Source organism: Paenibacillus sp. J22R98 (assembly GCF_059383835.1).
Window position 1 is genome coordinate 82,402 of the sequence record NZ_JBXENW010000011.1, and the last position, 24,993, is coordinate 107,394.

General features: G+C 52.2%; 17 protein-coding genes and 1 other annotated feature. Of the genes, 5 read left to right on the forward strand and 12 right to left on the reverse strand.

The window, feature by feature from the left end; translation table 11 throughout:
- The first annotated feature begins 118 nt into the window (after window positions 1-118).
- The gene (ald, locus tag AC50Y3_RS25655; RefSeq protein WP_494821562.1) at window positions 119-1,252 is read left to right on the forward strand and encodes an alanine dehydrogenase; all 1,134 of its coding nucleotides are present in this window, start codon (window positions 119-121) and stop codon (window positions 1,250-1,252) included.
- 169 nt (window positions 1,253-1,421) lie between these two features.
- On the opposite strand, the gene AC50Y3_RS25660 is transcribed toward ald, so the two are convergent.
- Complete coding sequence (locus AC50Y3_RS25660) at window positions 1,422-3,107, reverse strand: extracellular solute-binding protein (RefSeq protein WP_494821563.1); 1,686 nt, start codon at window positions 3,105-3,107, stop codon at window positions 1,422-1,424.
- Between the two features lie 159 nt (window positions 3,108-3,266).
- Window positions 3,267-4,160: a helix-turn-helix domain-containing protein gene (locus tag AC50Y3_RS25665; protein ID WP_494821564.1), complete on the reverse strand. Its 894-nt coding sequence runs from the start codon at window positions 4,158-4,160 to the stop codon at window positions 3,267-3,269.
- A gap of 153 nt (window positions 4,161-4,313) precedes the next feature.
- Here AC50Y3_RS25665 and AC50Y3_RS25670 point away from each other — a divergent pair, with 153 nt between their 5' ends.
- Window positions 4,314-7,106, forward strand: a complete 2,793-nt coding sequence (locus tag AC50Y3_RS25670) for a glycosyl hydrolase 2 galactose-binding domain-containing protein (protein ID WP_494821565.1) — start codon at window positions 4,314-4,316, stop codon at window positions 7,104-7,106.
- 776 nt (window positions 7,107-7,882) lie between these two features.
- Here AC50Y3_RS25670 and AC50Y3_RS25675 read toward each other — a convergent pair.
- The 3 genes from AC50Y3_RS25675 to AC50Y3_RS25685 all read right to left on the reverse strand — a co-directional run bounded on the left by AC50Y3_RS25675 (window position 7,883) and on the right by AC50Y3_RS25685 (window position 10,737).
- A complete protein-coding gene (locus tag AC50Y3_RS25675) occupies window positions 7,883-8,317 on the reverse strand; it encodes a GNAT family N-acetyltransferase (RefSeq protein ID WP_494821566.1) in 435 nt (144 codons plus the stop codon).
- Window positions 8,318-8,410: 93 nt separating this feature from the next.
- Window positions 8,411-9,439, reverse strand: a complete 1,029-nt coding sequence (locus AC50Y3_RS25680) for an NAD-dependent epimerase/dehydratase family protein (protein WP_494821567.1) — start codon at window positions 9,437-9,439, stop codon at window positions 8,411-8,413.
- A complete protein-coding gene (locus tag AC50Y3_RS25685) occupies window positions 9,436-10,737 on the reverse strand; it encodes a glycoside hydrolase family 140 protein (protein ID WP_494821568.1) in 1,302 nt (433 codons plus the stop codon). Before AC50Y3_RS25685 ends, AC50Y3_RS25680 begins: the two co-directional genes overlap by 4 nt.
- A gap of 204 nt (window positions 10,738-10,941) precedes the next feature.
- On the opposite strand from AC50Y3_RS25685, the gene AC50Y3_RS25690 reads away from it, so the two are divergent.
- Window positions 10,942-11,463, forward strand: a complete 522-nt coding sequence (locus tag AC50Y3_RS25690; protein WP_494821569.1) for an ankyrin repeat domain-containing protein — start codon at window positions 10,942-10,944, stop codon at window positions 11,461-11,463.
- Window positions 11,464-11,733: 270 nt separating this feature from the next.
- Here the strand turns inward: AC50Y3_RS25690 and AC50Y3_RS25695 are convergent, their stop codons facing one another.
- The gene (locus tag AC50Y3_RS25695; protein ID WP_494821570.1) at window positions 11,734-13,422 is read right to left on the reverse strand and encodes a putative bifunctional diguanylate cyclase/phosphodiesterase; all 1,689 of its coding nucleotides are present in this window, start codon (window positions 13,420-13,422) and stop codon (window positions 11,734-11,736) included.
- A gap of 175 nt (window positions 13,423-13,597) precedes the next feature.
- Between AC50Y3_RS25695 and AC50Y3_RS25700 the strand changes: the two genes are divergently transcribed.
- Window positions 13,598-14,383 carry an SDR family oxidoreductase gene (locus tag AC50Y3_RS25700; protein ID WP_494821571.1) on the forward strand — a complete coding sequence of 262 codons (786 nt, stop codon included), beginning with the start codon at window positions 13,598-13,600 and terminating at the stop codon, window positions 14,381-14,383.
- A 445-nt stretch (window positions 14,384-14,828) separates the two neighbouring features.
- On the opposite strand, the gene AC50Y3_RS25705 is transcribed toward AC50Y3_RS25700, so the two are convergent.
- The 5 genes from AC50Y3_RS25705 to AC50Y3_RS25725 form a co-directional block, all read right to left on the reverse strand.
- Complete coding sequence (locus AC50Y3_RS25705; RefSeq protein WP_494821572.1) at window positions 14,829-16,511, reverse strand: glutamine--tRNA ligase/YqeY domain fusion protein; 1,683 nt, start codon at window positions 16,509-16,511, stop codon at window positions 14,829-14,831.
- An 84-nt stretch (window positions 16,512-16,595) separates the two neighbouring features.
- Window positions 16,596-16,875 (reverse strand) — a binding site (T-box leader).
- 64 nt (window positions 16,876-16,939) lie between these two features.
- Complete coding sequence (locus AC50Y3_RS25710; protein ID WP_494821573.1) at window positions 16,940-18,163, reverse strand: amidohydrolase family protein; 1,224 nt, start codon at window positions 18,161-18,163, stop codon at window positions 16,940-16,942.
- Window positions 18,164-18,326: 163 nt separating this feature from the next.
- A complete protein-coding gene (locus tag AC50Y3_RS25715) occupies window positions 18,327-18,674 on the reverse strand; it encodes a hypothetical protein (protein WP_494821574.1) in 348 nt (115 codons plus the stop codon).
- 275 nt (window positions 18,675-18,949) lie between these two features.
- Window positions 18,950-19,969: a zinc-binding alcohol dehydrogenase family protein gene (locus tag AC50Y3_RS25720; protein ID WP_494821575.1), complete on the reverse strand. Its 1,020-nt coding sequence runs from the start codon at window positions 19,967-19,969 to the stop codon at window positions 18,950-18,952.
- A complete protein-coding gene (locus AC50Y3_RS25725; protein ID WP_494821576.1) occupies window positions 19,966-21,492 on the reverse strand; it encodes a tagaturonate reductase in 1,527 nt (508 codons plus the stop codon). The genes AC50Y3_RS25720 and AC50Y3_RS25725 overlap by 4 nt, the downstream gene beginning before the upstream one ends.
- 141 nt (window positions 21,493-21,633) lie before the next feature.
- Between AC50Y3_RS25725 and AC50Y3_RS25730 the strand changes: the two genes are divergently transcribed.
- The gene (locus AC50Y3_RS25730; RefSeq protein ID WP_494821577.1) at window positions 21,634-22,494 is read left to right on the forward strand and encodes a helix-turn-helix domain-containing protein; all 861 of its coding nucleotides are present in this window, start codon (window positions 21,634-21,636) and stop codon (window positions 22,492-22,494) included.
- Window positions 22,495-22,543: 49 nt separating this feature from the next.
- Here the strand turns inward: AC50Y3_RS25730 and AC50Y3_RS25735 are convergent, their stop codons facing one another.
- Window positions 22,544-24,904: a glycoside hydrolase family 95 protein gene (locus AC50Y3_RS25735; RefSeq protein ID WP_494821578.1), complete on the reverse strand. Its 2,361-nt coding sequence runs from the start codon at window positions 24,902-24,904 to the stop codon at window positions 22,544-22,546.
- Window positions 24,905-24,993 lie beyond the last annotated feature (89 nt).

Genomic DNA, 24,993 nt, shown 5'->3' on the forward strand with positions numbered 1-24,993 from the left:
ATTCACTTTATATTCTGTATGATGTTTATGCTTCAGATCCATTTTATAATGCAAATAAGAACAGGAAACAACTTACGACTTTCAGAGGTTCGCATTCATGAACGGGGAGAGATCACTAATGATCATTGGCGTGCCGAAGGAAATTAAAAATAATGAATGCCGCGTAGGCGTAACACCATCCGGTGTAAAGGAATTCGTGCAAGAAGGACATACCGTTTATGTGGAAACAAATGCCGGTTATGAGAGCGGTTTTACGGATGCTGAATACCAGCAATCGGGAGCGATTATCCTAGCCGATGCCGCAGCTGTTTGGCAACAAGCAGATATGGTTATAAAAGTGAAAGAGCCGCTGCCAAGCGAGTACTCCTTCTTCAGAGAAGGTCTTATTCTCTTCACTTACCTGCATCTCTCCGCAGAGCCAAGCTTAGCTGAGGCACTTGTCCAGTCGAAGGTGACTGCAATCGCTTATGAAACAGTCAAAGAAGGCGGAGCCCTTCCGCTCTTGACGCCAATGAGCGAAGTGGCCGGCCGGATGGCCGCACAAATCGGCAGTCAGCTGCTCGAGCGCTCCAAAGGTGGACGCGGCATTCTGCTCTCCGGCATTCCCGGGGTAGCCAGAGGCAAAGTCACCGTAATCGGAGGCGGCGTTGTAGGTACGAATGCAGCGAAGATCGCCATCGGCTTAGGCGCGGAAGTGACGATTCTCGATTTGAATGCGAACCGTCTGCGACAGCTCGATGATCTGTTTGGCAACCAAGTACAAACGCTCATATCGAGCCGCTATAACATTGCACAGAGCGTTGCCGAAGCAGATTTGCTTATCTGCGCTGTACTGATTCCGGGCGCGAAAGCACCTGTCCTCGTCTCCGAGGATATGGTGAAAACAATGAAGCAAGGCGCTGTAATCGTCGATGTGGCCATTGACCAAGGCGGCAGCGTGGAGACGATCGATCATATTACAACGCATGACAATCCAACGTATGTGAAGCATGGCGTCATTCATTATGCCGTAGCGAACATGCCGGGTGCCGTTCCGCAGACGTCCACCATTGGGTTGACCAATGCAACAATCCCGTATGCGCTGCAAATTGCTCGTAAAGGTGCTTATCAAGCGATTCAAGATAGCCCAGCGCTGCAAAGCGGCACGAATATTATTAACGGCAAAGTAACGTACAAAGCAGTAGCCGATGATCTTGGTTATGCATATACTCCTCTGGCACAAGTGCTGGAGCTGCATACCATTCACATATAAATCCATTTGAAAACCTGAACCAGGTTCAGACCCCTTCATATTTTTTAAACCCCACGCGAAGCCCCCTTGAGATAATCTCAAGGGGGCTTCGCGGTACATCTACGATTAACGGTATTGCGACAACATGATTTGTTATGATGTGGGTGATTGGACAGGCTGTGCAGCTAGGCTAGTTCAGTGATGCCGCCACCTCTTGCGTAACCTCGTCGCCTCCGGAAAGCTTCCATGTAGAGACAAACTTATCAAAGTCCTCGATCGGTGCCGCACCGGTTATGATGCGCAGGAACGTTTCATTCTCCAGATTATCAAGGCTGGTCCCTTTCTTCACCATCGTCGCCGTTGTGCCATAGAAGATCGGATTGATCTTCCTTATTTCCTTGGTCCCCGTAACGGCGCCGCCTGTGTAGTAAGCGAGAGAATCCGCGAACGCTGCAATGTCCATCTTCGGATCCTTCTTATTCTTCAAGATTGAATTCACGCGCTTAATTAGCCGTGCCGGCAGATCCTGCAGGTCGTTATCCTTCAGCACCTTGTCGTAGATCGGAATATCGCGGGCTAACGAATCTTGGAAGTCCAGCTGCACGTTCAGCGGATAGTTGAGCCAGCTGACGATCTCATCCTTGTACAGCTCATGCGACTTCGGATCGATTAGACGAATACCCTCGTATTCGACACTTAGCATCTTCAGTGCCGCCTCCGGATGCTTCGCATTCTTGTTCACTACAAGGAATGTTCCTGATGGCGCGGAAAGCACAACATTACGGTTGCCATCCTCGTCAAGCGGCGCAGCAAGCGGCACCCACTCTGCTTTCGGATCGGTTTTCACGCTGTCCGCCAGCATCCAGCCGGCAAACCATGGCGCAAACAGAATGCCTGCTCGACCTCCGGATACCAGCGCGGCATTGTCCTGCCATTTGCGCGTCAGAAACTCTTTATCGATGAGTCCTGCTTTGTACATATCCCTCAGCTTCATGAGCGCTTCCTTCGTCTCCGGTGTCGTAGATCCATATACGATATTGCCGCCGTCATCCTTAAACCAGCTCTTCGGATACGCATGATACTGGTTAAATATCGGATCGAAGGTGAAAAACTCAGCATCGCCGACAATCTGTTTGTCCCCGAGCAGTCCTACTGTATCCGGCTTGCCGTTCCGGTCGGGATCTTGCTCCTTGAAGGCTTGCGCAATCGTTTGAATATCTTCCATGGAAGATGGGAGCCCCAGCTTCAATTTATCCAACCAATCCTTGCGAACCCACAGCAGCTGGTAGGTACCGTCTATGTTCGTATTTGGCAGCCCGTACAGTTTGTTGTCGATACGGCCTGTATTCAGCACGCGATCGCCCGAGAACGACTTATAGTAGTCTTTAATAAGCGGTGAACTGTATTTCTCGTAAATCGCGGTCAGATCGGCAAGCATGCCTGCTCCTGCCATTTCTTTGAATTGCTGCTCATTGACGATCATGATATCCGGCATGCTATTATTGGCAATCGCCAAGCTAACCTTCTGATTGTAGTCATCTACGTCTTCAATGGAGAACTCGTAATTCACTTTCACATTGAGGCGGTCTTCGACGTATTTGAGAAACTCGTTGTTCTCCAGTGTATCCCCATTAGGTAAGTTATTGCCGGCAATTCCTTGCCTCCCGAGTGTAACCGTTATCTGCTCCTCATACTTCGTAAAGGGTCCATCATCATTGATATCCGCATATGTAGTTGAGTTTTTCTCTGCATTCAAGTCGCCCTCATGATAAGTAGCACTAAACGGATTGCCCTCATCAGCATCCTTCCGATCGCAAGCCGCCAAGCTTAACACGATTGATGCACACAGAAATAAACTCACCGCTGTAGGTTTCATCTGCTTCCCCCAAGTTTATGTTTGCTGTTTAACCCATTATAGTATTGAAAGGTCTTCTATTCTATGTAAAATCCATTTTAATTCGCACTATCCCGATAATCATCCTAGTAGATTCCAATTTTAGGAAAGTATTTGCGTTCTCAACACGTGTAAGCGCTGTTATTGTTTCGTTAGAACATGCTGCGTTGACGGTCCTCGAACCGGTATTGCCGTTTTTCGATTAAGCTTCCTGTACCTTGCCGGTGTCATGGCGAATCTGGACGAAAACATTTTGTAGAAATAACTTAAACTGCTGTAGCCGCAATCCAGCCCGATGTCGAGTATGGACGCTTCCCCCTGCTTCAACCATACAGCCGCGTGCTGCAGCCTTTGTTCATTCATCCACTCCGTCGGGGTGATGCCGAGATACTTCCTCATTTCCCTGCAAACATGCTCTTGTGAATAGGGAGCCAGCCTGTAGAGTGCGCCTGTTCCCTCGATTAGGTGCGCTCTTGTGCCGACTTGGTTGAGCAGATCATTTAACCACTTCGGTGCACTGGGATGAACATCTGCGGGCGGTGGCGTAAAATGCTGCACCAGCAGCTCAATTAGCAGGCCTCGTGCCGCAGAGCGAATGGCGGATTTATTCTCTGCACTCATGGCGTTGATTCGTTCGTATTGCCCAATCAACCATGCAGCTTGCTCCGGCGAGAGTACGCATTGCGGAGGCAGCACCGGCTCGGTCAACCGCGTTCGGTCAAAGCCTTCACCCAGATAGGCCCAAGCTTCCTCTACCATCGAGCAGCGAAAATTGATATTCAACAGCTCCACTTCTTCACTGCCATATCGCTCATAACTATGTATATCGGTTGGACGGATAAAAGTAAGCATACCTTCTGTCAATAGTTGTTTCACATCGTTAACAAGATGGTAGACGCTTCCCTCTGTAATCAGGAAACATTCATAGAAGTCTTCGTGATCATGCACGGTCGTCCAGTATTGAAGCTTGCGGTGATAATAGAACTCCGTTTCAAGTTCCGCATCGATCAGCCCATTCGCGGTCAACCGCAGCATGGCCATACCTCCCCTGTCATGTCATGTTCATTATATCAACAGAACGCAATTCTGAATCAATAAGAATGAAGATTCTTTGATGCCACGAATGGTACGCTATCAACAGAACGAAGTCCTAACCAATTTGATTACATAAAGGGAGATGAACCGCCTTTGCTGCGAATTCCGTTACATGACGATTGGCAGTTAACGTTTGAGGATTTATCCTGCGGTCCTGGTGCGGCTTATCGGATATTGGGCAAGCCAAAGGATTGGATGCCTGTTGCCGCGCTGCCCTGCGATATTCACATGCCGCTCATCGAGCAAGGCCTTATTCAAGACCCGGTGCTCGCCGATTATTGCTTCGCCGCAGAATGGACGGAGAACAAATCGTGGTGGTTCTTAAAGCGGTTCTCCCTCGACGAAGGAATACTTGCTCAGCAGCGCATTATGCTTCATCTGGAATCTCTCGATTCGGAAGCCGACATCTGGATGAATGGCGTTCATCTTGGCCATCATCGCAGTGCTTTCTACCCGTTCCGTTCATCCGTACAATCCCTGCTCCACGTAGGCGAGAACTCGCTGCTAGTGCGCGTCACATCGGGACTTGAGCATGTGTCTGCTCAAGATATGGTGATGACCGCCGGGACACTCGCGGAAATGGAGAACGAGGCGATTGGCAAACGCGGCGACGATCGGCGCGCGAACGTGCGCAAGCCGCAATTCGTCTATGGCTGGGACTGGGGGCCGCGAATTGCTACGACGGGCATCACCGGCAGCGCTTGGCTGGAAGCGGACAGCCTCGTCTGTATTCGCAGCGTCAGCGCGGTGACACTGTCCGCACCAGGAGCGTATGCGGAGGCGGGAGCGAGTGCGACGGCGGAGGCGAGTGCGACAGTGGGAGCGAGTGCGACGGCCATGGTGAGTGCGACAGTGGGGGCGAGTGCGAAGCTTCGCTTTGAAGTAGAGGCGGAGCAGCTTCATCCCTTTAAGACGCGGGAAGCGGTACTCTCTTTGCAGCTGCTTCACCCGAACGGCAGCATTAGTGCCGAAGTGAACGAGCAAGTCTATCTTCGTTCCGGCATCAACTTCCTTACCTATGAAGTGGAGGTGCATAATGCTGAGCTGTGGTGGCCGAACGGCATGGGAGGTCAACCGCTCTATATGGTGCACGCTTCACTGGTAAGCGGTGAAGAGCGGTTTGAGTATCCCGATTTTAAACTGGGTATTCGTACGATTCGTATTAACACGGATCCGGTGGTTTCAAATTTGTCAGACGGAGACGAGCCGGAGCGGCAGTTTACCCTTGAAGTGAATGGTGTGCCTGTCTTCTGTAAGGGAGGCAACTGGATACCGGCCGACTCTATTATCGCCAGAGTAAGCAATGAGAAGTATGATGTGTTGATCGCTGAGGCTCGGGATGCCAACTTTAACATGCTGCGCATTTGGGGCGGCGGTATTTATGAGCAGGATATTTTCTATGAGCGGTGTGATGCGTACGGTATTCTGGTCTGGCAGGATTTCATGTTCTCCTGCGGGAAGTACCCGGACCATTTGGACTGGTATAAGCATGAGGTTACAAAGGAAATCGATTACCAGACTCGGCGGCTTCGTAATCATGCTTCCCTTGCGCTCTGGTGCGGCAACAACGAGAACCATTGGGGCTTCGATGAATGGTGGAACGGTACTCGGCATCCGGATTTTTATGGTGGGGCCATTATCTATAATGAAATTGCGCCGGCGCTGATTCGCAGCAACTGCCCGCATATTCCTTATTGGAACAGCTCGCCTTATGGCGGCGAGCATCCGAACGGCAATGCTATGGGCGACCGCCATCACTGGCATGACGGCACGATGAACCCGGATATGGAGCGGCGGATTACACCTGAGATCTATGACGAGGTGCAGGCAAAATTTGTTTCAGAGTATGGCTATATTGGGCCATGCCGCTTATCTACGATCGAAACCTATTTCGATGGGCGTCCAATTGATACGAGCAGTCGCATCTGGGGGCTGCATACGAACACTTTCGAGAAGGACACCGTCCGCGCCGGTATCCGCAAGCATTATTCGGACCGTGACGACCTGTCGTTGGATGAATATTTGCTTTATGCCGGGCTTTGTCAAAGCCTCATGTACCAATATTCGCTGGAGTCCATTCGCAGCAAGCCGTTCTGCTCCGGTGCCCTGTTCTGGATGTACAACGATTGCTGGGGTGAGGTCGGCTGGACAATCGTGGACTACTATCTGCGGCGGAAGCTGAGCTATTACGGTGTACGGCGAGCTTTTGCTCCGGTGAAGCTGATTCTGCGTGAGGGGTCATCCGGCATGATGGAAGTAACCGCCGTGAACGAAACTGATGAGCCGCTGAAGGGGGCACTGGAATGCGGTCTCCTCTCCTTCGATGGGCAGACACGCCAGACTGAGCGGATTGACGTGGTCATTCCGGCACGCTATCGCGGAGTGCTGCATCGGTTCTCCGGTGGAGTTTCTTCCGCTGGGGCTGGGGTTGTGGCCGGCGCTGAGGCTGAGGCTGAGGTTGGGGCTGGGGTTGAAGGCAGGGTCGGGGGCGAAGCCGGTATAGAGGCTGGGGCTGGGGTCGGAGCTGAGGCCAAGTCTGGCGCTGAGGCTCTTGGGGCCGGCGGGATGTTCGCGGCTGCAATTCCTGTGGGCGGCCTCTCGCAGCGAGTTCAACCGGCAATGCTTCGCCCGGGTGATATTCGCGCACTTGGTCTCCCGCAGGCGGAAATCAGCATCGTTTCCACGAACGCTAGTGGGGCTGACCTTCTTGTTACGGTGAAGTCGCAGACCTACGCGCACGCCGTGCATTTTGACTTGGCGGATGGTGTGCGGCTAAGTGATCATTACTTTGACCTGCTGCCTGGGGAAGTACGCACCGTCACAATCTATGGCGGCGCCTCGGCAGGAATTGAGTTAGAGGCATTAAAAATTGCCTCTATTAAGTAACGGAAGCCCGTCTCAAAGCTCGCGCAGTCGCGGCTTTGAGACGGGCTTGTTTTCGCCTTCGGCGAGTGATTTCATTGCTATTAGCGGTATATCCGCTAATAGCGATCAAAACCAATTATAGTTGACATTGTTAGCGGATATGCCGCTTATCAATGCAACTATTCACCAAAACTCAGCCTTCAGCCGGTGATTTCATCCCTGTTAGCGGTATATCCGCTAATGGCTGTCCAAAACTAACCGAAATTGCAAGTGTTAGCGGATATGCCGCTTATCAACTAACTCCCGAAACTCAGCCCACTATCATCAATCCAACTGCATATGTGGGAGTGAGAGTCTCAAATCCGACCTCTCAACGTCGAAACCCGCGTCAAAATGAAGCTGAGAGTGCGAAAATCGAACTCTCAGCAGTCAAACTAACCTAAATAGCTCCGGGTGTGGGAGTGAGAGTCTCAAATTCGAACTCTCAACGCCGATACGGCGTCAAAATAAAGCTGAGAGTTCGAAAATCGAACTCTCAGCAGTCAAACTATCCTAACTAGCTCCGGGTGTGAGAGTGAGAGTCTCAAATTCGAACTCTCAACACCGTAACCGCGCCGAAATGATGCTGAGAGAACGAAAATCGAACTCTCAGCAGTCAAACTAACCAATCCTGCCGCTATGTATGAAAATGAGGGTCTAACCCACAGAAAACCGACCCCAGCCGGCACTCCTTTGCCATCTTCGGCGCGGAACAAACAAAAGGCGTTAGAGGCAACTCCCCTAACGCCTTTTCACCCTTATTCGTTGTCGTCCTCATCCGCGTAATAGGTGCATTTGAACCGCTCCGTACCGGGATACTTCTCGCCCAGGCTCTCCACCGTGAATCGGCTGCTCCGATAGAAGTCCACTGCTTCTTCATCTGTCTCAGCCAGCAGCACCGCGGGTTTCTCCAGCTCCAGCAGCTCCAAAATAATCCCTCTGCCATAGCCTTTGTACCGCTCCGATGGATCCACGGCAATATGGTCGATCACAATCGTATCGCTGCCCGTTTGGTGATACCCAATCAGACCAATAATTTCTTCCTCCGATACATAGCCAAGCAGCTTAGCCGACGCATCGTCCTTATAGTGCTGCACTGCTCTCTCCAAATGCTCCGGGTCCGGAAATACCGACCAGCCGAGCAGCTCCTGAATCGCTTCTTCGTCCAGCTTTGCTTTAATATCAATCAACATACGAGAATACCGCCTTTACGTGGTTACTTTGTGACCAAGATTATACCACAACCGCAGGCGACAACGCTCCCCACCTTCATGCCATGCCATCTGTCACCCATCTAACCCAACCATCCGCTCCGTCATCAGCTTTTCCGCTGCCGCCCAAGCCTCAACCAGCGCATCATACCAAGGACGCTCGCCCGCCGCTTCGATCGCACCCGTCTTATCCAGCTCCTCAATAACGCCCCGAATGCCCTGCTCCCACTTCACTGTGTAGCGAAAATCCAAGTCGCGCTTCGCTGCCGTATTGTCGAACAGGTTATTGTACCGGAAATTCTCCACGCACCACTCCGCCTTCTTCGGCAGCAGCAAGCCCAGAAGATCGGTCGGGATATGAACGATTTGCGGCTCAGGCGCACCCAGCGCAGCGGCAACCGTTCTCCAGTAACGGTCGTACGTCATCCATTCCTCACCTGTCACATTGTACGCTTTTCCGAAAGTTGCCTCATTACCGATGGCCTGAACAAAAGCTCTCGCCACATCATCCCGATGGCAAGCGACCCACAGCGAAGTGCCGTCACCATGAATGACGATCGGGCGTCCTTCACGCAGCCGCTTCATATTGTAATTCCCGTCTGCGATGGAAGGGACAGCTGTCCCGCTTCCGCCATACGTTTGAGCAGGCCGGAAGATCGTAACCGGAAACGTGCCGGGATCATGAGCTTCCAGCAACATATTTTCGCTCAGCACCTTATTAAATGCATACGGGAACGAAGGCAGCGCCTCACGTTCGCCATCTTCCGTAATCGGATAAGTCTTAGCCTGCTTCGTATATACGTCAACCGTGCTGCAATAAATGTACTGTCCCACTCTGCCCTTGAAGGCGCGGATGGCGCTCTCAGCCTCGTCCGCTTGAAACCCAATCATGTCGATGACACAGTCGAACCCTTCCGCTACCGACGCCATCTGTGCTTCGAATGCTGCAAAATCCCGCCTGTCCCCAATAATCGTCCGAACACCCGCAGGCGTCACTCCCCGCCCCCGATTGAAATGCCAAACCTCTGCATCCCCGCGGCGCAGCAGCTGTTCCGTTATCGCCGTGCTGATCGTCCCCGTTCCACCGATTATGAGCACCTTCATCTGATTGTCTCCTCCTTCATCGCAACGATAAGCACGTCCGTATTTGTTTCTGACATTGGGATCCTGCTGCTCACGCCAGCCGCAGTAACTGTGGTTGAAACCGCTGGCCGAATGGCATTCCGCCTGTCCAAATCTATCATTTTCACCGAATAACCTTCTGCAGCCAGGTCTAAAGAGAGCTCCACGTCGATGCTGTATGGAACATAAATCACCACTTTACTTAAATCGCGGCTCCCGGCTACGCGGATCTCCGGATAAGGCGTGACGAGCAGATCGTTACGCGGAACAAGCTCGAACATGGCATACTGCTCGAACAATTCTTTGGCATAGCCGGTATCCCAAGCACCTGAGAATCGCAGCGCCACTCGCCAGTCAAACGGTGTTTTGGCAAACTGCTCATTATTGAACGGCGTCCCCTTCCTATGCCAGGACCAGATACCGTGCGCACCATAGGTAAAGCCTGCTTTTGCACCACCTAATACACTCCACCAGAAAGCCCGGCGAACGTCAAACGCACCATATCGGCCGTATTGATTACCAAATCCATGACCCTCATAGCAGGGCTCGGAATTAATAATGGGTCTGCGAATGGTTTTCTCCATAAATTGCTCCGGGAGCTCGTAACAATCGGACTGCGTTTCCGTCAGATGGCCGGATTGATAAATATACAGATCCAAATCCTCCGATTGCAAAATCGTACCCGGAATATCATGCTGATGGGATCCCATGTGCATCGCCGTTACTGCCTCAGGAGCGCAGCGCTTTAGCGTTTGCAGTGCTTTCTCGTAATACGAGGTCACTTGCTCATTCTCAAACTGCGTGTCGCCGCTGATGTAATAGAGCGGGCTGTACCGCGCGAATCGCTTCGCGACATACTCGGTATAGGGCTGAACAGCCTCCCACGGAATCGTGTACTCCGGATGCATGTTATTCACGCCGGTACCGGGAACATAGTTGTGCCAGAGCACGACTAGCACGGGAAGGAAGCCGCGTTCGCAGGCCATCTGCAGCATTTTCTCCGCTTTATCGAAATAAGCCTCATTGCAGCTCATAAAGTCCCAATTCCCATCGGCATCAAAACGAAACGGCAATTCATCAGCAACCGTTTCATGCACGAGCGGCAGCACGCTGATTTGCAAGGCATTAAACCCCTGCAAGCGGCGGTATTCCAGATAGACCTCCCACTCCTCCAGCTTCGCGGCCGAGAATACACCCCACACTGTATCTGCCAAATAGAAAAAAGGCTTCCCGCGGTCAAGGAGGATTTCCTTGTTCTCCGCTACCGTAACTTGTCTCATGATTTCCCTCTTTTCGAGTCCATGTCATGCTTTCTCCTGCACTATACCATGGCTCAAAAAACGCTGTCTATGTAATAAATACAGAATGTATACAATAAAATAATGTTTTTTCATTGCACCGCAATGAAGCAGGAAAGTGGAACACACTCCCAGAAAAGGTATAGTCGAGGTTGAGTTCGTATTCGCACAAATGGAGGAATGACAATGGAAATCAAGTCGCTTATCGAGGATATTTTTCAAGCCGCTCGTTTAGATGAAGTCGCTCAGCTTCGTGCTATATTGGCCGCTCATCCGGAGTTAGCCAACACCGAGAATGATGACGGCTTAACGCCTCTGGGATTCGCAGCGCATTTCGGAAACCAGGATGCTGTGCAGGCTCTGCTCGATCACGGCGCAGATGTGAACGCTGTCTCCCATTCCAAAGTGTCTTACATTCCATCGAATACGGCTCTACATGCGGCCATCGCAGGGGAGCGCAACGTGGACGTAATCGGGCTGCTGCTTTCTAATCAAGCTGCGGCTACAATTGTTGACAGCAATGGGCATACAGCTCTCCATACGGCTGCGTTTCATGATGATAACGATGAGATCATTCGCTTATTGCTGGCACACGGTGCCGACATTCATGCTTTAACCGGAGACGGAGAAAAAGCATCCTTGATCGCAACCAAGCAAGGAAACCACCGCGTTGCGGAGCTGCTTCTTGCGAGTGAAGCTGTGGGCTAGCAAACGGTGAAGGCTATACGAGCTAACGAAGCCGTGAACTAATTAAGGGTTGTCTCGAAAGTGCGCCATGCGCATGTCGAGGCAACCTTTTTTGAAGGCTGGGAGATTTTCAGTGTAAGAGAGGTATCGGATACCGCACATTTACTGCAACGACTGAAAGTTTCAATAGCGTGCCCTAAAAACAAATACAAAAAAGCAGCCGAACAAGGTCCTCCCCCGTTCAGCCACTTCTGACGCCACTCCCCCTGCTGGGACAGCAGCCAACTTATATTAAACCGGAACCTGCTGCAGCGCGGCCAGCTCAACCGGCTTGTTGATGTAATACCCTTGAATGCCCCAGCAGCTCATCGCTCTGAGCATCTCGTACTGTCCTGCATCCTCCACGCCTTCCGCGATAACCTTTAAACGCAAGGCACCGGCCATAACTAGCATGGCGGATAGAACGGACTCATTCATTTCTTGGATAAAAGAGCGATCAATCTTCAGCGTATCGATAGGCAGTAAGGTCAGCATGCTCAGCGACGAGTACCCGGTGCCGAAGTCATCCAGCGCTATGCTGAAACCGACCGACCGCAGCCGGCTGAGCGTCTGCTTCACGCCTTGGGAATCGCTGATTACGGTGCTCTCCGTCAGCTCTAGCTCGATCGCTTGCGGAGGGACGTTTTCTTGCTCGACGATTTCGATAATTCGATCTACAAAATCCGGCTCACTGAGCTGCACGCTCGATATGTTCACGGATACACGAATGTCTTCTCCATAGCTCTCCACCAGCAGATGCCAATCCTGGCACGCCTTGCGGAGCACCCAATAGCCAATCGGCACAATAAGCCCGGTCTGTTCCGTGATCGGAATAAACTCTGCAGGCTGCACCATGCCTACATGAGCCCGGTTCCAACGAAGCAGTGCCTCTGCGCCGACCACACATTCTTGCTGAGGGCTGTAAATCAGCTGATAATGCAGCTCGAATTCCTCCAGCTCAATCGCACTCGACAGCGCAAGCTCGTGGATGAAATTCTCGACATGGTCGTATCGGGAGGTCGCCTCGTACACGTGGAAGCTTTTGCGGCCGGCCCCTTTTGCCTTATAGAGTGCAATATCCGCTTGCTTAAGCAGCGTCTGAATATCTTCATTCCCCTGCCTCAGCGCGATCCCAATGCTGCAGTTCAGCTTAATTTGCTGACCGTTGATCCGAAAAGGTGCACGGAACAGCTCCATAATCAGCAAGGCCATCGACTCCGGCTGCTCTACAGAGGTGCTGGCAGCTACAATAAATTCATCCCCGCCAAGCCGAACCAGCGTATAGTTCGCCATAAATACCCCGCTTAAACGGGTCGCAACTTCTACAAGTACTGCATCTCCTGCGTCATGGCCGAACGTATCGTTAATATTTTTAAAATAGTCGAGGTCCAGCAGGAAGAGTGCCTCGGCGCTCACCATTTTTTCCATCAGATATCTGCGGTTGTACAGCTTCGTACGATCATCGTGGTAAGCATAGTAGAATAGCAAATTCTCGTAATTCTTACGTTCGGTAATATCGCGCGTCATGCTGATGACATACTCGACTTCGCCGCTCTCGCCAAAGATAGGCGACAGCATCGACTCCCCGCTCATCGTCCCATTCGGCATCACAACGCCATCCTCGTAGCGAATGTCCTTTCGCTCCGTCACCACTCTGGCATATTTCTTATATAAATATTCAGCCATGGCAGGCTTATTGCGTTCGAAGAATGTCTGCCCTACATCTGCCATCGTAATCCCTGTCATACGGGTAGCTGCTTTATTCACGTAATAGTAAGTCAGTTCCATATCATGGGCTTTCATAATAAAGACGCCGTCTGCAATATCATCCAGCATCCGACCAATTTGCAAATGAAACTCGTATGGGTTCAAATCCCTGATCAACTCCTTGTGCGGTACCTCTACGATGTAAGCGATCTCTGTACCCCTATACTTCTGCAATTAGAGACGATTTCCCTGCTCTCCTTGCTCGCTTAGGCCATGAATATTTAATCCCTTTAAAGATAGAAAGGCTTCGCCCTGATTCGTCGTACCATCTCTTGGTGCACTCGACAAGGAGGAAGAAATCAGGCATGCTAGTTACTAAAGTAAATGAGTTAGGATGGAGGAATATCGAATGGATTTAGGATTTCGAAATCGTACTGTGATCGTGACGGCAGCCAGTAAGGGACTTGGAAAAGCTTCCGCGCTTCAGCTCTCTGAAGAAGGAGCGAACGTGGTGATCTGCGGCAGAAACGCAGACACCATTGAGGCGGCTGCAGCCGATATCCGCTCTGCTACGGGAGGGGAAGTGCTCGCGGTTCGAGCTGATGTTTCCTCGCCTGCAGATATCGAAGCGCTTATAGCCGCTGCTGTGGAGCGGTTCGGACGCGTTGATGGGCTCGTATGCAACGCCGGGGGCCCTCCGGCTGGTACGTTCACCAGCATTACGGACGAGCAGTGGGAGTCCGCATTCCAGCAGAACGTGATGAGCGTTGTCCGACTGGTTCGGCATACGCTTCCGCATTTCCCGGCTGAAGGCGGACGGATCGTGTACGTGTCCTCCACGTCGATCAAGCAGCCGATTCCCGGCTTGGTGCTCAGCAACTCGCTGCGCCTTGGCGTGCAAGGGCTCATAAAGACGCTTGCGGACGAGCTCGCGCCGCGCAATATTCTCATTAACGCGGCGGCGCCAGGCCGGTTCGCGACCGATCGCGTCCGTTCGCTGGACGAGTCGCGCGCGTCTGCAGCGGGCATTACGTACGAGGCGCAGCGTACGCGGAACGAGAGCGAGGTCGGCGTAGGCCGTTATGGCGATCCGGCGGAATTCGCCCGCTATGTCGCTTTCCTCGCATCGCCGGCGAACAGCTACATGACCGGCCAAGCGTTGATGGTCGACGGCGGGTTGGTTCGCGGGCTGTAGGCATAGTAAAGGGACGCCTCGCGGGCGTCCCTTTTTAATTGGCTGCTCAGTGATGTAAGTTCATCAATTTAGTTTCCGGCGTTTCATCTTGGCAGCGCAGGGTTAGGTGCTCAAACACTCCCGCTAACGAATCCTAGAGGTCTTATTTCAACAAGATGAAGGGGTTTGAAATTCTAACGAATCCTACAGGTCTTATTCGATGTCAAAAGGGCTTTCCTTGCTCGATTTCCTCACAATAAGGCCCCTACGATTTGTTAGATCTGAAAAATGGCTATTTTTGCAGAAATAAGACCCTCAGGATTCGTTAGCGTAAAACTGCTTGTGCATAGCGACCTCGTGACTAAATCCTCCACCATCATTTGTCCCATTTACAGTTCTTCAACAGATCTCAATAAAAGAGATGCCCCCAGCCATGACCGACATGGCCGAGGAACATCTCTTTCCCTCACTTCTTATTCCACGTATCCTTCAGCGGCACGATCCGATTAAACACAAGCGCCCCCTCAACGCCGCTGTGTTTCCGATCCACACTGAAGTAACCATGGCGGAAGAATTGGAACTTCTCCTCCGCACCGGCGTCTCGAACCGACGGCTCGATCAGCGCGTCCTTGACGATCACGAGTGATTCCGGGTTGATCGCGTCGGCCCAATTACCTTCCTCGCGGGTTGGCGCACTCTCGTCTAGCAGCAGCTTGTCGTACAAATGAACATCCGCCTTCACCGCATGCGCAGCGGAAACCCAATGAATGGTCCCCTTCACCTTGCGTCCGGTGAAACCCGTACCGCTCTTCGTAAGCGGATCGTACGTGCAGCGCAGCTCCGCAATCTCGCCGCTCGCCTTATCCTTGATCACTTCCTCACAGCGGATAAAGTACGCGCCTTTCAGCCGCACTTCGCTACCAGGGCTCAACCTGTGATACCCTTTTGGCGGCACCTCCATAAAATCATCCCGCTCGATATAGATCGTCCGCGAGAACGGAACCTCCCGTTTCCCCAAAGACTCGTTTTCGCTATTGTTATCAACGGGCAGCAGCTCTGACTCACCTTCAGGATAGTTCGTGATGACCACCTTTAACGGCTGCAACACCGCCATCACACTCACCGTCTTCTCCTTCAGCTCTTGTCTGAGACAATGATCCAGCAAGGAGATGTCCACCGTGCTTGTTGTGCGAATACTGCCAATCTCCTCAATAAATCGGCGGATACTCTCCGGCGTAAATCCCCTTCTTCTTAGGCCGCGAAGCGTAGGCAGCCTCGGATCATCCCAGCCGTCTACGTAACCGCCCCTCACGAGCTGCCTCAGGAATCTTTTGCTCGTCACAACGCCTGTTAAGCTAAGCCGCCCGAATTCCCTTTGACGAGGAGGCTCTTGGATGCCTGCCTCTTCCAGAACCCACTCGTACAATGGCCGATGGTCCTTGAATTCAATTGAGCACATGGAATAGGTGATTCCCTCAATGGCATCTTGAATGGGATGGGCAAAATCATACATCGGATAAATGCACCACTCGTTCCCCGTCCGATAATGCTCCGCGTGGATAATCCGATAAATGACGGGGTCGCGCAGATTGAGATTGGGTGATGCCATATCGATTTTGGCACGGAGCACCATGGATGAGGCCGGATAGTCGCCATTGCGCATTTTTGCAAAAAGCTCCAAATTCTCCTCCACAGACCGGTTCCGATAAGGACTGTTCTTCCCCGGCTCCGTTAATGTTCCGCGATACTCCCTCGTCTCTTCCGGGGTTAGCTCGCATACATACGCTTTGCCGCGCTCAATTAACGTGACGGCAGCCTTATAAATTTGTTCCGAGTAATCGGAGCCGTAATAGATGTGCTCGCCCGGATCATAACCGAGCCAGCGGATATCCTCCACAATCGCATTGACGTACTCTATATCTTCTTTCAGCGGATTGGTATCGTCGAAACGCAGATGGAAGTTGCCGCCGAACCTTTGTGCCATCGTATAGTTCGTATGGATCGCATAAGCGCTCCCGATGTGGAGATAGCCATTAGGCTCCGGCGGAAACCGCGTGCACATGGCTCTTCCGAAAGGCTTTTGTTCCAGCTCTTCACTGATTAGCTTATATAGAAAATTTTCGTTATGGTGTTCTTTCTCGTTTTCCAAGGTCAACGCCTCCTAATGAAGTAGTGATCTGACACTCCGATTCGCTGCAAAAACCAAAAAAACTTCACCCCCAAGACATGTTGTCTTGGGGACGAAGTTTATCGATCGCGGTGCCACCCCAGCTTCATTAATATGTCGCCATATTAACCTCTTCAAGTACGCCGCCTGCCGGCGCCGGTGTTCATGCCGATGCAGATGGTTATACTCTAGCTCTGTAACGGGAGCTCCCGTCATGCCATCCCCGTGCGGTTCCGACATGCTGCTCAGAGGCTTGTTTCGCGAAAATGTTCCTTGCTCCTTCTCAGCTTCCGGAGCTCTCTGTACAAGAACGATATTTCCCTACTCTTCTCGTCATCGCGTTTGAATATTGGAAAGATGATAACAGAAAATCTTTATACAGTAAATAGGCGTTCAAACTTCAGCTCTCGTTACAGTGTTCCCGATACCACGCTGCCACGATACAGCGATGCAATCCGCGGCGCTCTTCTGGCCACCGCTTCCGCGGAGCAGCTCGCCTGCACGAGTACTGCCGATGCATCGTCTCCGACAGCCGGCCAAACCCGCTCTCCTTGCTCATTAAGCGGGAGTACACCGCCCGTAATAAATCCAAGCGCGCGGGTCAGCGAATATTCGTCCGACATGTGGTACACCTCTGCCAGGCGGCCCGCTTTCTCCAAGTTGTCCCCATTGCCAAAAGGCGACCAGTGATCCGTAAGGCTGTCCGTACCCAGCTCCACCTTCACTCCTTTGCGATGCAGCATCGGGATCGGCATAACCAGCCCTCCAATCGGCACCGTAGATGCAACCGAAATCCCCGCTTCCGCAAAACGTTCCGCCAGCTGCTCTGCTTGCGCCGGCGTTCCACTCGCAAAACCAAACGCATGGCTGACTGTAACACGTCCCTGCCAGCCGGCATCAATCGTCATCTCGGCAAGTCGATGCATCGTCTCATAGCCTGCCGCCCCTTGCTCGTGAAGGTGCATGTCCACTCCGGCGCCGGTTTCGACGGCCAGATCCATCATCGCATGCAGCGATTGTTCCATGTCGCCATCCACAGAAGTAGGGTCCAATCCGCCGACATGAGTAGCTCCCTGCTCGATTGCCTGCTTCACCAAGCCGCGCGAATTCGAACGCAGCAAACCGTGCTGCGGGAATGCAACCAGCTCGTAGCCCAGTTTACCTTCATAGGCGGCAAGTGCATGCTGTGCAACTTCGAGCCCCCTAAGCTCGCTGGTCGGCTCGATATTGACGTGACCTCGCATATGCGTCGATCCGTATCCGAGCAGCAGCTCAATGATTTGCTTCGCCCGATCTACCGCAACCGGAAGCAGCTTCGGGAGCAAGATTTTCTCCTCTTCGATTCGGTCAAAAATACTTTTCGCCGGCTTCACCGCCTGCCAAGGACCCCCGAAATAGGTTTTATCCAAATGGATGTGCGCATCTCTGAATGCAGGAAGCAGCAGCATGCCTTTCGCATCCCGCTTCGGACGCTGATCCTCTGCAGGAATCGCCTCGAACAAGATCGACTCGACTCGGCCATCTACAATTAACACATGGCCAATCGCCGTCTCCGTTCCGGAAACAATCCCATTCTCGCGCTGGAACCCCGTCTCAAGCCGCACATTTTGCAGCCAATATGTCGTGACATTCATTATGCATTCTCCAATCTGTCAGTTGGTTTGTACATATCCTACTAATTTACCACATTTGAACAGGTTTCGAATCATTGGCGTGCGCGTTAAAAAACCTCCAGCTCCACTTGTTAAAGTGGTTCTTGGAGGCTCCGGCTCTTGTCTGGAATGGCGACGGTGAGGCTCACTTCTTATCCACTTGAAGCAGCGAAATGTTCTTCACCGCATACGTATCCTTCAGCTTCTCTTCGTTAAGTACGTTTAATTTAATAAGGCCCGCGATCTTAGCAGAATCCGGCCTGGACAGCAGCCGCCACACTTCCGGGTCACCAAGGGATTCATACAGCTTGATGTCATCGTATTCCTTGCGTTCCTGATGCACGATTTTCACCCGGTATTTCTCCGTTTCCAGCTCCGAGACGCCTTGATCCTCGCAATGCACCAATATTTCGCCGCGCAGCTCCGTCAGCTCCTGCTCAATTTCTTTCTGCTTCTGCTTCAACTGGAAATAACGCTTAACCTTCTTGTCCACTTTATTCACGCTCCTCTGTTACATACCTATGCAGAGGATGTTCTTAATATTTGGATGGCGACGAATTAGGTTATTTCGTCCGTATACCGTCTGAGTCCTTGTGCGAACGGCTTCACGCTATCAGGAGCAAGCTGCAAAATCGCATGCATTAACGTCCGTATTGCGCCTGCTTGTTCGCCCGCACTACACTGCGACAAGGCATAGAAACAGCGCTTGCCGATATGGTCCGGAAACTGGCCCGGCTCGGCGACGACTCGCCAATCCGGAGGCTGAGCTTAAAGCTCCACCATCGCTTTTATTACCTGCGATTCCGGCTTCAGCCAGCTGGGAAACTGCTCTATCATCTCGGCCAGCGGTGCACGGTGCGTAATGTAGCGGCTGACGTCAATCGCACCTGCGGACAGCGCATCCAAGACCGTGTCGAAATCTTCTCTTGTCGCATTGCGACTCGCCATCAGCGTGAGCTCGCGTTTGTGGAACTCGGGATCGTTGAAGGTGATGTCGGCTTTGACCAATCCGACAAAAACGAGCCTGCCGCCATGGGCTGCATAACGGAACGAGTCGCCCATGGACTTGGCGTTGCCCGTCGCATCGAAGACGACGGTTGGCAGCTCGCCGTCACACGCATCCATGATACGCCGAACTGGCTCATCAGGCAGCGCGTTCACAAGCGCATCGGCCTTTGCCCATTGCCCGCAGAAGCTAAGCCTGTCGTCATTCACATCCATCGCGATGACCTTGGCCCCCTTGTGCTTGGCAATAGCCATTACTCCGAGCCCGATCGGTCCGCCTCCGATGACCAGTGCCGTCTCACCCGCGGTTAGGCTCGACCTTCGCACAGCATGCGCACCGATCGCAAGTGGCTCGAGCACTGCAGTCTGGTCTAGCGACAGTCCATTCGTTGCCAGCAAACATGCGACCGGGACCGAGATCCGCTCTCTCATGCCGCCGTCGCGATGCACGCCCAGCACCGACAAATCGGTGCAGCAATTTGTTTTGCCGCTGCGACAGGCGATGCAAACTCCGCAGTGCAGGTACGGGATAATGCTGACTTGATCGCCAACTTGGAGTCCCTGTTCATTAAAGCCAATCTCTTCAATAACACCTGCAAGCTCATGCCCAAGTATTCGCGGATACGAGAAGAATGGCTGATTCCCTTTGAACGCGTGAAGATCCGTTCCACAGATGCCGATTCGTTTGATGCTGACGATGGCATGTCCCGCTTCCGGTACCGGTTCGGGCAAACTTTCCGTCCATTCGAAACGATCTACTTCCGCGCAGATGATTCCCTTCATAGCAGCCCATTCCCCCTGTCTATCTTCGTCTTATATTCATCACCGGTGAGCCGCTCCATCTCCACCATGAATGCCGTGACCTCTTCCGCCAGCCCTCCGATGGCAGACAAGTCGCTGCCCCAAATTTCCTTGTGACTAAGCAGCTGAGGAACAATCTCCTCAAGCGGAAGTTGGCTAGACCAGCTCCCGGTTAAAAGCTCCAAGGATGCCGCATCGTCCCTAACCGTATACGGAGTGCCATCAAGCGTGCGGCCTGTGAAACCATCGCCTTCCCGAACGACGCGGTAATACCGCAACAGTGCAGCAAGCGACTTCACGATTCGCTGCGGCAGCGCCTCTCCGCGCTCCACATAATAAAGCAGCGTAGGCAGCAGCCTGGTCCTGAACTTGCTGAGGCTGTTCATGGCAATATCCGCTAGGCGATGGTTAATGTATGGATTCAGAAACCGCTCATACACGGCCTCCGAGTACGCCTTCAATTCCTCTTCCGGCATGGCAACCGTCGGCACAATTTCATCTGCAACGGCTTCCTTCACAAAAGCGTTAAAGGTCGCATTCATCATGACATCTCTGACGTACTGCTCGCCATGCAGCAGAGCAAGCGGGGTCATGAGCGTATGAGCACCGTTAAGTATGCGTACCTTTCTTAGCTGATACGGACGCAAATCATCGACCCAGCGTACATGCAGCCCTGCCTGCTGCAGCGGCAGCTCCTCGTCCAGCTCCGGTTCCGCTTCAATCGCCCAGAAGTGATACGGCTCTACTGTTGTCAGCATCGCATCCTCATAACCCCATTCGTCGAACCACGCATTCGCCTGATCCCCAGGCGGATAACCCGTTACAATGCGGTCAACAAGCGAATTGAGGAATCGATTATGCGTGGATACCCATTCTCGGAACGACTCCGGCAGCGACCAATCCTCGCAATATTGCAGCACGCAGCGCTTCAATTCATCGCCGTTTCGTTCAAGCAGCTCACATGGCAGAAAAATAAGCCCGCTGTCAGGAGACGTACTGCCCAGCGCTAGATATCTGCGGTAGAGCAGCCATGCGATTTTGCCCGGAAAAGACTGAATCGGTTCGCCTTCCTCAAGAGGCTCCGGGTTGTAGACGAGTCCGGCCTCCGTCGTGTTCGAGACGACAAAACGTAAGGAAGGACTCTCCGCCAGTGCGATGAGCTGTTTCCAGTCGCTGTAAGGGTCGAAGACTGTGGAGAAAACCGACACAATCTCCTTTTTCTCCACTCGCTCCCCATTCTCCAGCCCCCGCGTCACTAAAGTGTAGAGACCGTCTTGGCTTTGCAGTGTATTGATTTTCGCCCGGCCGCTCGGCCTTGGCTGCGTCAGCGCTACACTTCCATGGAATAGACCTTGCTCACGGCATTTATGAATCATCCAATCGAAGAAACCGCGCAGGAAATTGCCTTCTCCGATTTGCAGCACCGTGATCGGACTTTGCTTGATACCCTCGTAGGCTTGCCGCTGCTTAGCAGGTAATGTCTCTTGGCTCAGCTGTTTCCCCATCGATTCAAACCCCTTTGCTTGTTTGGTCTTACTCTAAATTTAACATCCCTATGAGATCATAAAAGAGCATATTATTGCACATTTGTACCCTATTTTGATATATCCTTAGATAAGAGATGGACGACAAAGGAGCGCTCGCACATGAAGCCTATACGCAAACTTTTCGATGCACAGCCTTCCTTCCCTTTTGCCTATACATATAAGGATCGAAAAACACCGCAGCGCGAATTGCCTGATCATGTGCATGATTGGTTTGAGCTTGTCTATGTGTACAGCGGTAAGGGTGCTTTCTTTATAGACCGAACAATTTATGACATGAATAAAGGCGATCTCTTCATCATTCCGGGCAATACCATCCATCGCGCATTCCCGGACAAAGAGGATCCCGTTACGTCCACCGCTATGTTTTTTCATCCTATTCTTCTGGATCGCGTTTCGTTGGGAGAATCTTTTTCTTATTTGGCGTGCTTCGAGCAAAGTCGCATGAGTCATATGTTCAAAATGGAATGTTCGCCAGCGCTTCAGGAATCTGTTGAACGCGCACTTGATGAGGTTGAATCAGAGCTGCAAACAGCGCATACGGGCTACCGCCATGCCATTGTTCTGTATGTAGAGCAGCTGCTGCTGGCGGTCAATCGGGAGAAAGGTGGCGAGAGGAAGCAGAGAGCCAGCTCCGCCTTTATCGGTCCGAGCTGGATGAAGGATAGTTTGCTGTACTTGGACCAGCATTTTACGGAGGCTCTCGGCCTGAGCAAGCTCAGTCTGATGGCTTCCGTCAGCCCCGCGCATTTTAGCAGAGTATTTAAGCAGAGCACGGGAATGAACGTCACCGAGTTTATTACGGTAAAGCGAATATTAAGAGCTAAGGAGCTTCTGCAGGACAAGGATGATAAAATTGCAACCATTGCCGAAGCCTGTGGTTTCGAGAGCATGCCCTACTTCCACCGGGTGTTCAAAGAGATTGTTGGCATGACGCCATCGGCTTATCGGCATCGCACTTAAAAAAAGCCGCCGGTGAATGAGCATCCCTCGCTCCCGGCGGCTTCGAAACTTATCCGGTAATGGAGTAGCTTCCGTCAATATGAGTGTTGAATCGATATAAGCCTCCGCCTAATTGCTCGGCAGCGACAAGATTTCCTTCTGCATCCGTAATCGTAATTGGCGACTCTGAACGTAAGGTGCAGCTGCCTCCGGCTAGAGATTTCACGCTTGCCTTGTGTAGCTTGCCGTCCTTCCACGTCATGCCCACTTCGAATCCCCCGCGAGCGCGCAAGCCCTTAACAGACCCGTTCTGCCAAGCATCCGGCAGCGACGGCAACAGCCATACGTAATTCTGATGGGATTGCAGCAGTAATTCAGCAATGCCTGCCGTAGCGGCAAAATTGCCATCGATCTGGAATGGCGGATGAGCGTCGAATAAGTTGGCGTACACGCCGCCGCGGTGATAGTTCTCTTTTGCATATTCATCGACCAGTTGAAGCAGGTTGTTCACTAGAGCGAGTGCTCGATTGCCATCGCCAAAACGTGCCCATAGGCCGGTTTTCCACCCTAAGCTCCAACCGGTTCCTTCATCTCCACGACGTTCGAGTGAACGACGCGCAGCGGCAAACAGCTCCGGTGTACCTGCCTCCGTCAATTGACGGCCGGGATAGACGCCGAATAAATGCGAGACATGGCGATGGAATTGATCCTCATCCTCGAAGTCCTTGTACCATTCTTGAAGCTGACCATACTTGCCGATTTGCAAGGGGAATAAGCGCTCTTTGGCCGCTGCCAGCTCCGCTCTCCACTCCGCATCGATCTCCAGCTCCTCGGATGCTTCAATGCAGTTCGTGAACAAGTCCCAGATAATCGATAGATCCATCGTCGAAGCTACGCTGACGCCGGAAAGCCCGTCTTTGGTAACGAATTTATGCTCCGGCGATGTGGATGGTGACGTAATGAGTTTTCCTTGGCCGTCGTCAATGAGCCAATCCTGGCAGAACATCGCCGATTCTTTCAAAATCGGATACGCCTTATCTCTCAGGTAAGCTTTATCTCTGCTGAACGCGTAGTGCTCCCACAAATGCTGGGCCATCCAAGGTCCGCCCATCGGCCACAATGCCCATGCCGCATCGCCTTCTCCAAAATCACCGACCGGTGCCGTATGTCCCCAAATATCCGTATTATGATGAGCCGTCCAGCCGCGCGCACCGTAATGCATACTCGCCGTTTCCCGGCCGCTCTTCGATATCTTCTCGATCAAATCGATCATTGGCTCGTGACATTCTGCGAGCGCACAGGTTTCTGCCGGCCAATAGTTCATCTGCGTATTAATATTAATCGTATAATTGCTGCTCCATGGCGGTCTTGTTTCTTGATTCCAAATGCCCTGCAGATTCGTCGCTTGCGTTCCTGGACGCGAAGAAGCAATCATCAGATAACGGCCGAAATCAAACAACAGCTTCACTAATCCGGGATCGCTTGCCCCGTTTTGCTTAATCCGTTTATCCGTTGGAAGCAGCTCGTCCGATTCCGACGCTTGGCCCAGATCCAGTTCGACGCGATTAAACAACGCTTGATAATCCGCGATATGCCGCGCGCGAAGCTCCTCGTATGAATGGCTCAGCGCTGCATGAACACGCTGCGAGGTGCGTGCTGAAGGCTGCTCGTCTTTCGTCGCGAAATCCGTCGCCGCATCGAAGATTAAGACAACCGACGTTGCGCCGCTTACGCGCAGTCCATCCGGGCTCGCTTCCACTGTACCACCATCCGCAGATGCCGCCAGCCTTCCGTTGAAACGGATCGCTTTTGACGTCGACTCATCGCCGTAACGGATCGGATTATCGGAAGATTGATAGCTCGGCGCAACATGCTCAGGAGCTATGCCGCTCAGCGTTAATTCAGATGCTCCGTCTTGTTCCGTACGGTGACGAAGCGGACTGCTTAGCTTGGCATGGAAGGAGATCTTGCCCGGCTGGCTGGCAGTCAGTTTGATCACGATGACTTGATCCGGATGCGAGGCAAAATACTCCCGCGTATAAGCGACATTGCCGATGCGATAATGCACCGTCGAGATCGCTTCATCGATGCGGAGTTCTCGCCGGTAACCGCTCGTATTATTACCGTGCTCAAACAGAAGATGCAGATGGCCAAACGGCAAATACGACTGCGTGTACGCACCCATCATTCGTTTGCACAGCTGATCGGCTTCCACGTATTTCTCTTGCGCCAGCAATTGGCGAACTTCCGGCAAAGCAGCGAAAGCCTCTGGATTGTTCCAGTTAAAGTTCGGCCCCGACCAAAGTGTGTCTTCATTTAGCTGCAGCTGTTCGCTTTCCACACTGCCATAAATCATGGCACCCAATCGGCCATTTCCAATTGGCAGCGCTTCCGTCCAAACTCGTGCAGGTCCCGGATAATGCAATTTCAATTCATTTCCCTCCCAATCAGTCCTTGATGTTGTCCTATTCACACAGTATCAAAATTCTGCTCCTCTGTGTTGAATTTTTTCCCAATCGG

Coding starts and splice junctions, on each gene's coding strand:
- ald (WP_494821562.1), top strand. CDS start 119: ATGATCATTGGCGTGCCGAAGGAAATTAAAAATAATGAATGCCGCGTA.
- AC50Y3_RS25660 (WP_494821563.1), bottom strand. CDS start 3,107: ATGAAACCTACAGCGGTGAGTTTATTTCTGTGTGCATCAATCGTGTTA.
- AC50Y3_RS25665 (WP_494821564.1), bottom strand. CDS start 4,160: ATGCTGCGGTTGACCGCGAATGGGCTGATCGATGCGGAACTTGAAACG.
- AC50Y3_RS25675 (WP_494821566.1), bottom strand. CDS start 8,317: ATGTTGATTGATATTAAAGCAAAGCTGGACGAAGAAGCGATTCAGGAG.
- AC50Y3_RS25680 (WP_494821567.1), bottom strand. CDS start 9,439: ATGAAGGTGCTCATAATCGGTGGAACGGGGACGATCAGCACGGCGATA.
- AC50Y3_RS25685 (WP_494821568.1), bottom strand. CDS start 10,737: ATGAGACAAGTTACGGTAGCGGAGAACAAGGAAATCCTCCTTGACCGC.
- AC50Y3_RS25690 (WP_494821569.1), top strand. CDS start 10,942: ATGGAAATCAAGTCGCTTATCGAGGATATTTTTCAAGCCGCTCGTTTA.
- AC50Y3_RS25700 (WP_494821571.1), top strand. CDS start 13,598: ATGGATTTAGGATTTCGAAATCGTACTGTGATCGTGACGGCAGCCAGT.
- AC50Y3_RS25710 (WP_494821573.1), bottom strand. CDS start 18,163: ATGAATGTCACGACATATTGGCTGCAAAATGTGCGGCTTGAGACGGGG.
- AC50Y3_RS25720 (WP_494821575.1), bottom strand. CDS start 19,969: ATGAAGGGAATCATCTGCGCGGAAGTAGATCGTTTCGAATGGACGGAA.
- AC50Y3_RS25725 (WP_494821576.1), bottom strand. CDS start 21,492: ATGGGGAAACAGCTGAGCCAAGAGACATTACCTGCTAAGCAGCGGCAA.
- AC50Y3_RS25730 (WP_494821577.1), top strand. CDS start 21,634: ATGAAGCCTATACGCAAACTTTTCGATGCACAGCCTTCCTTCCCTTTT.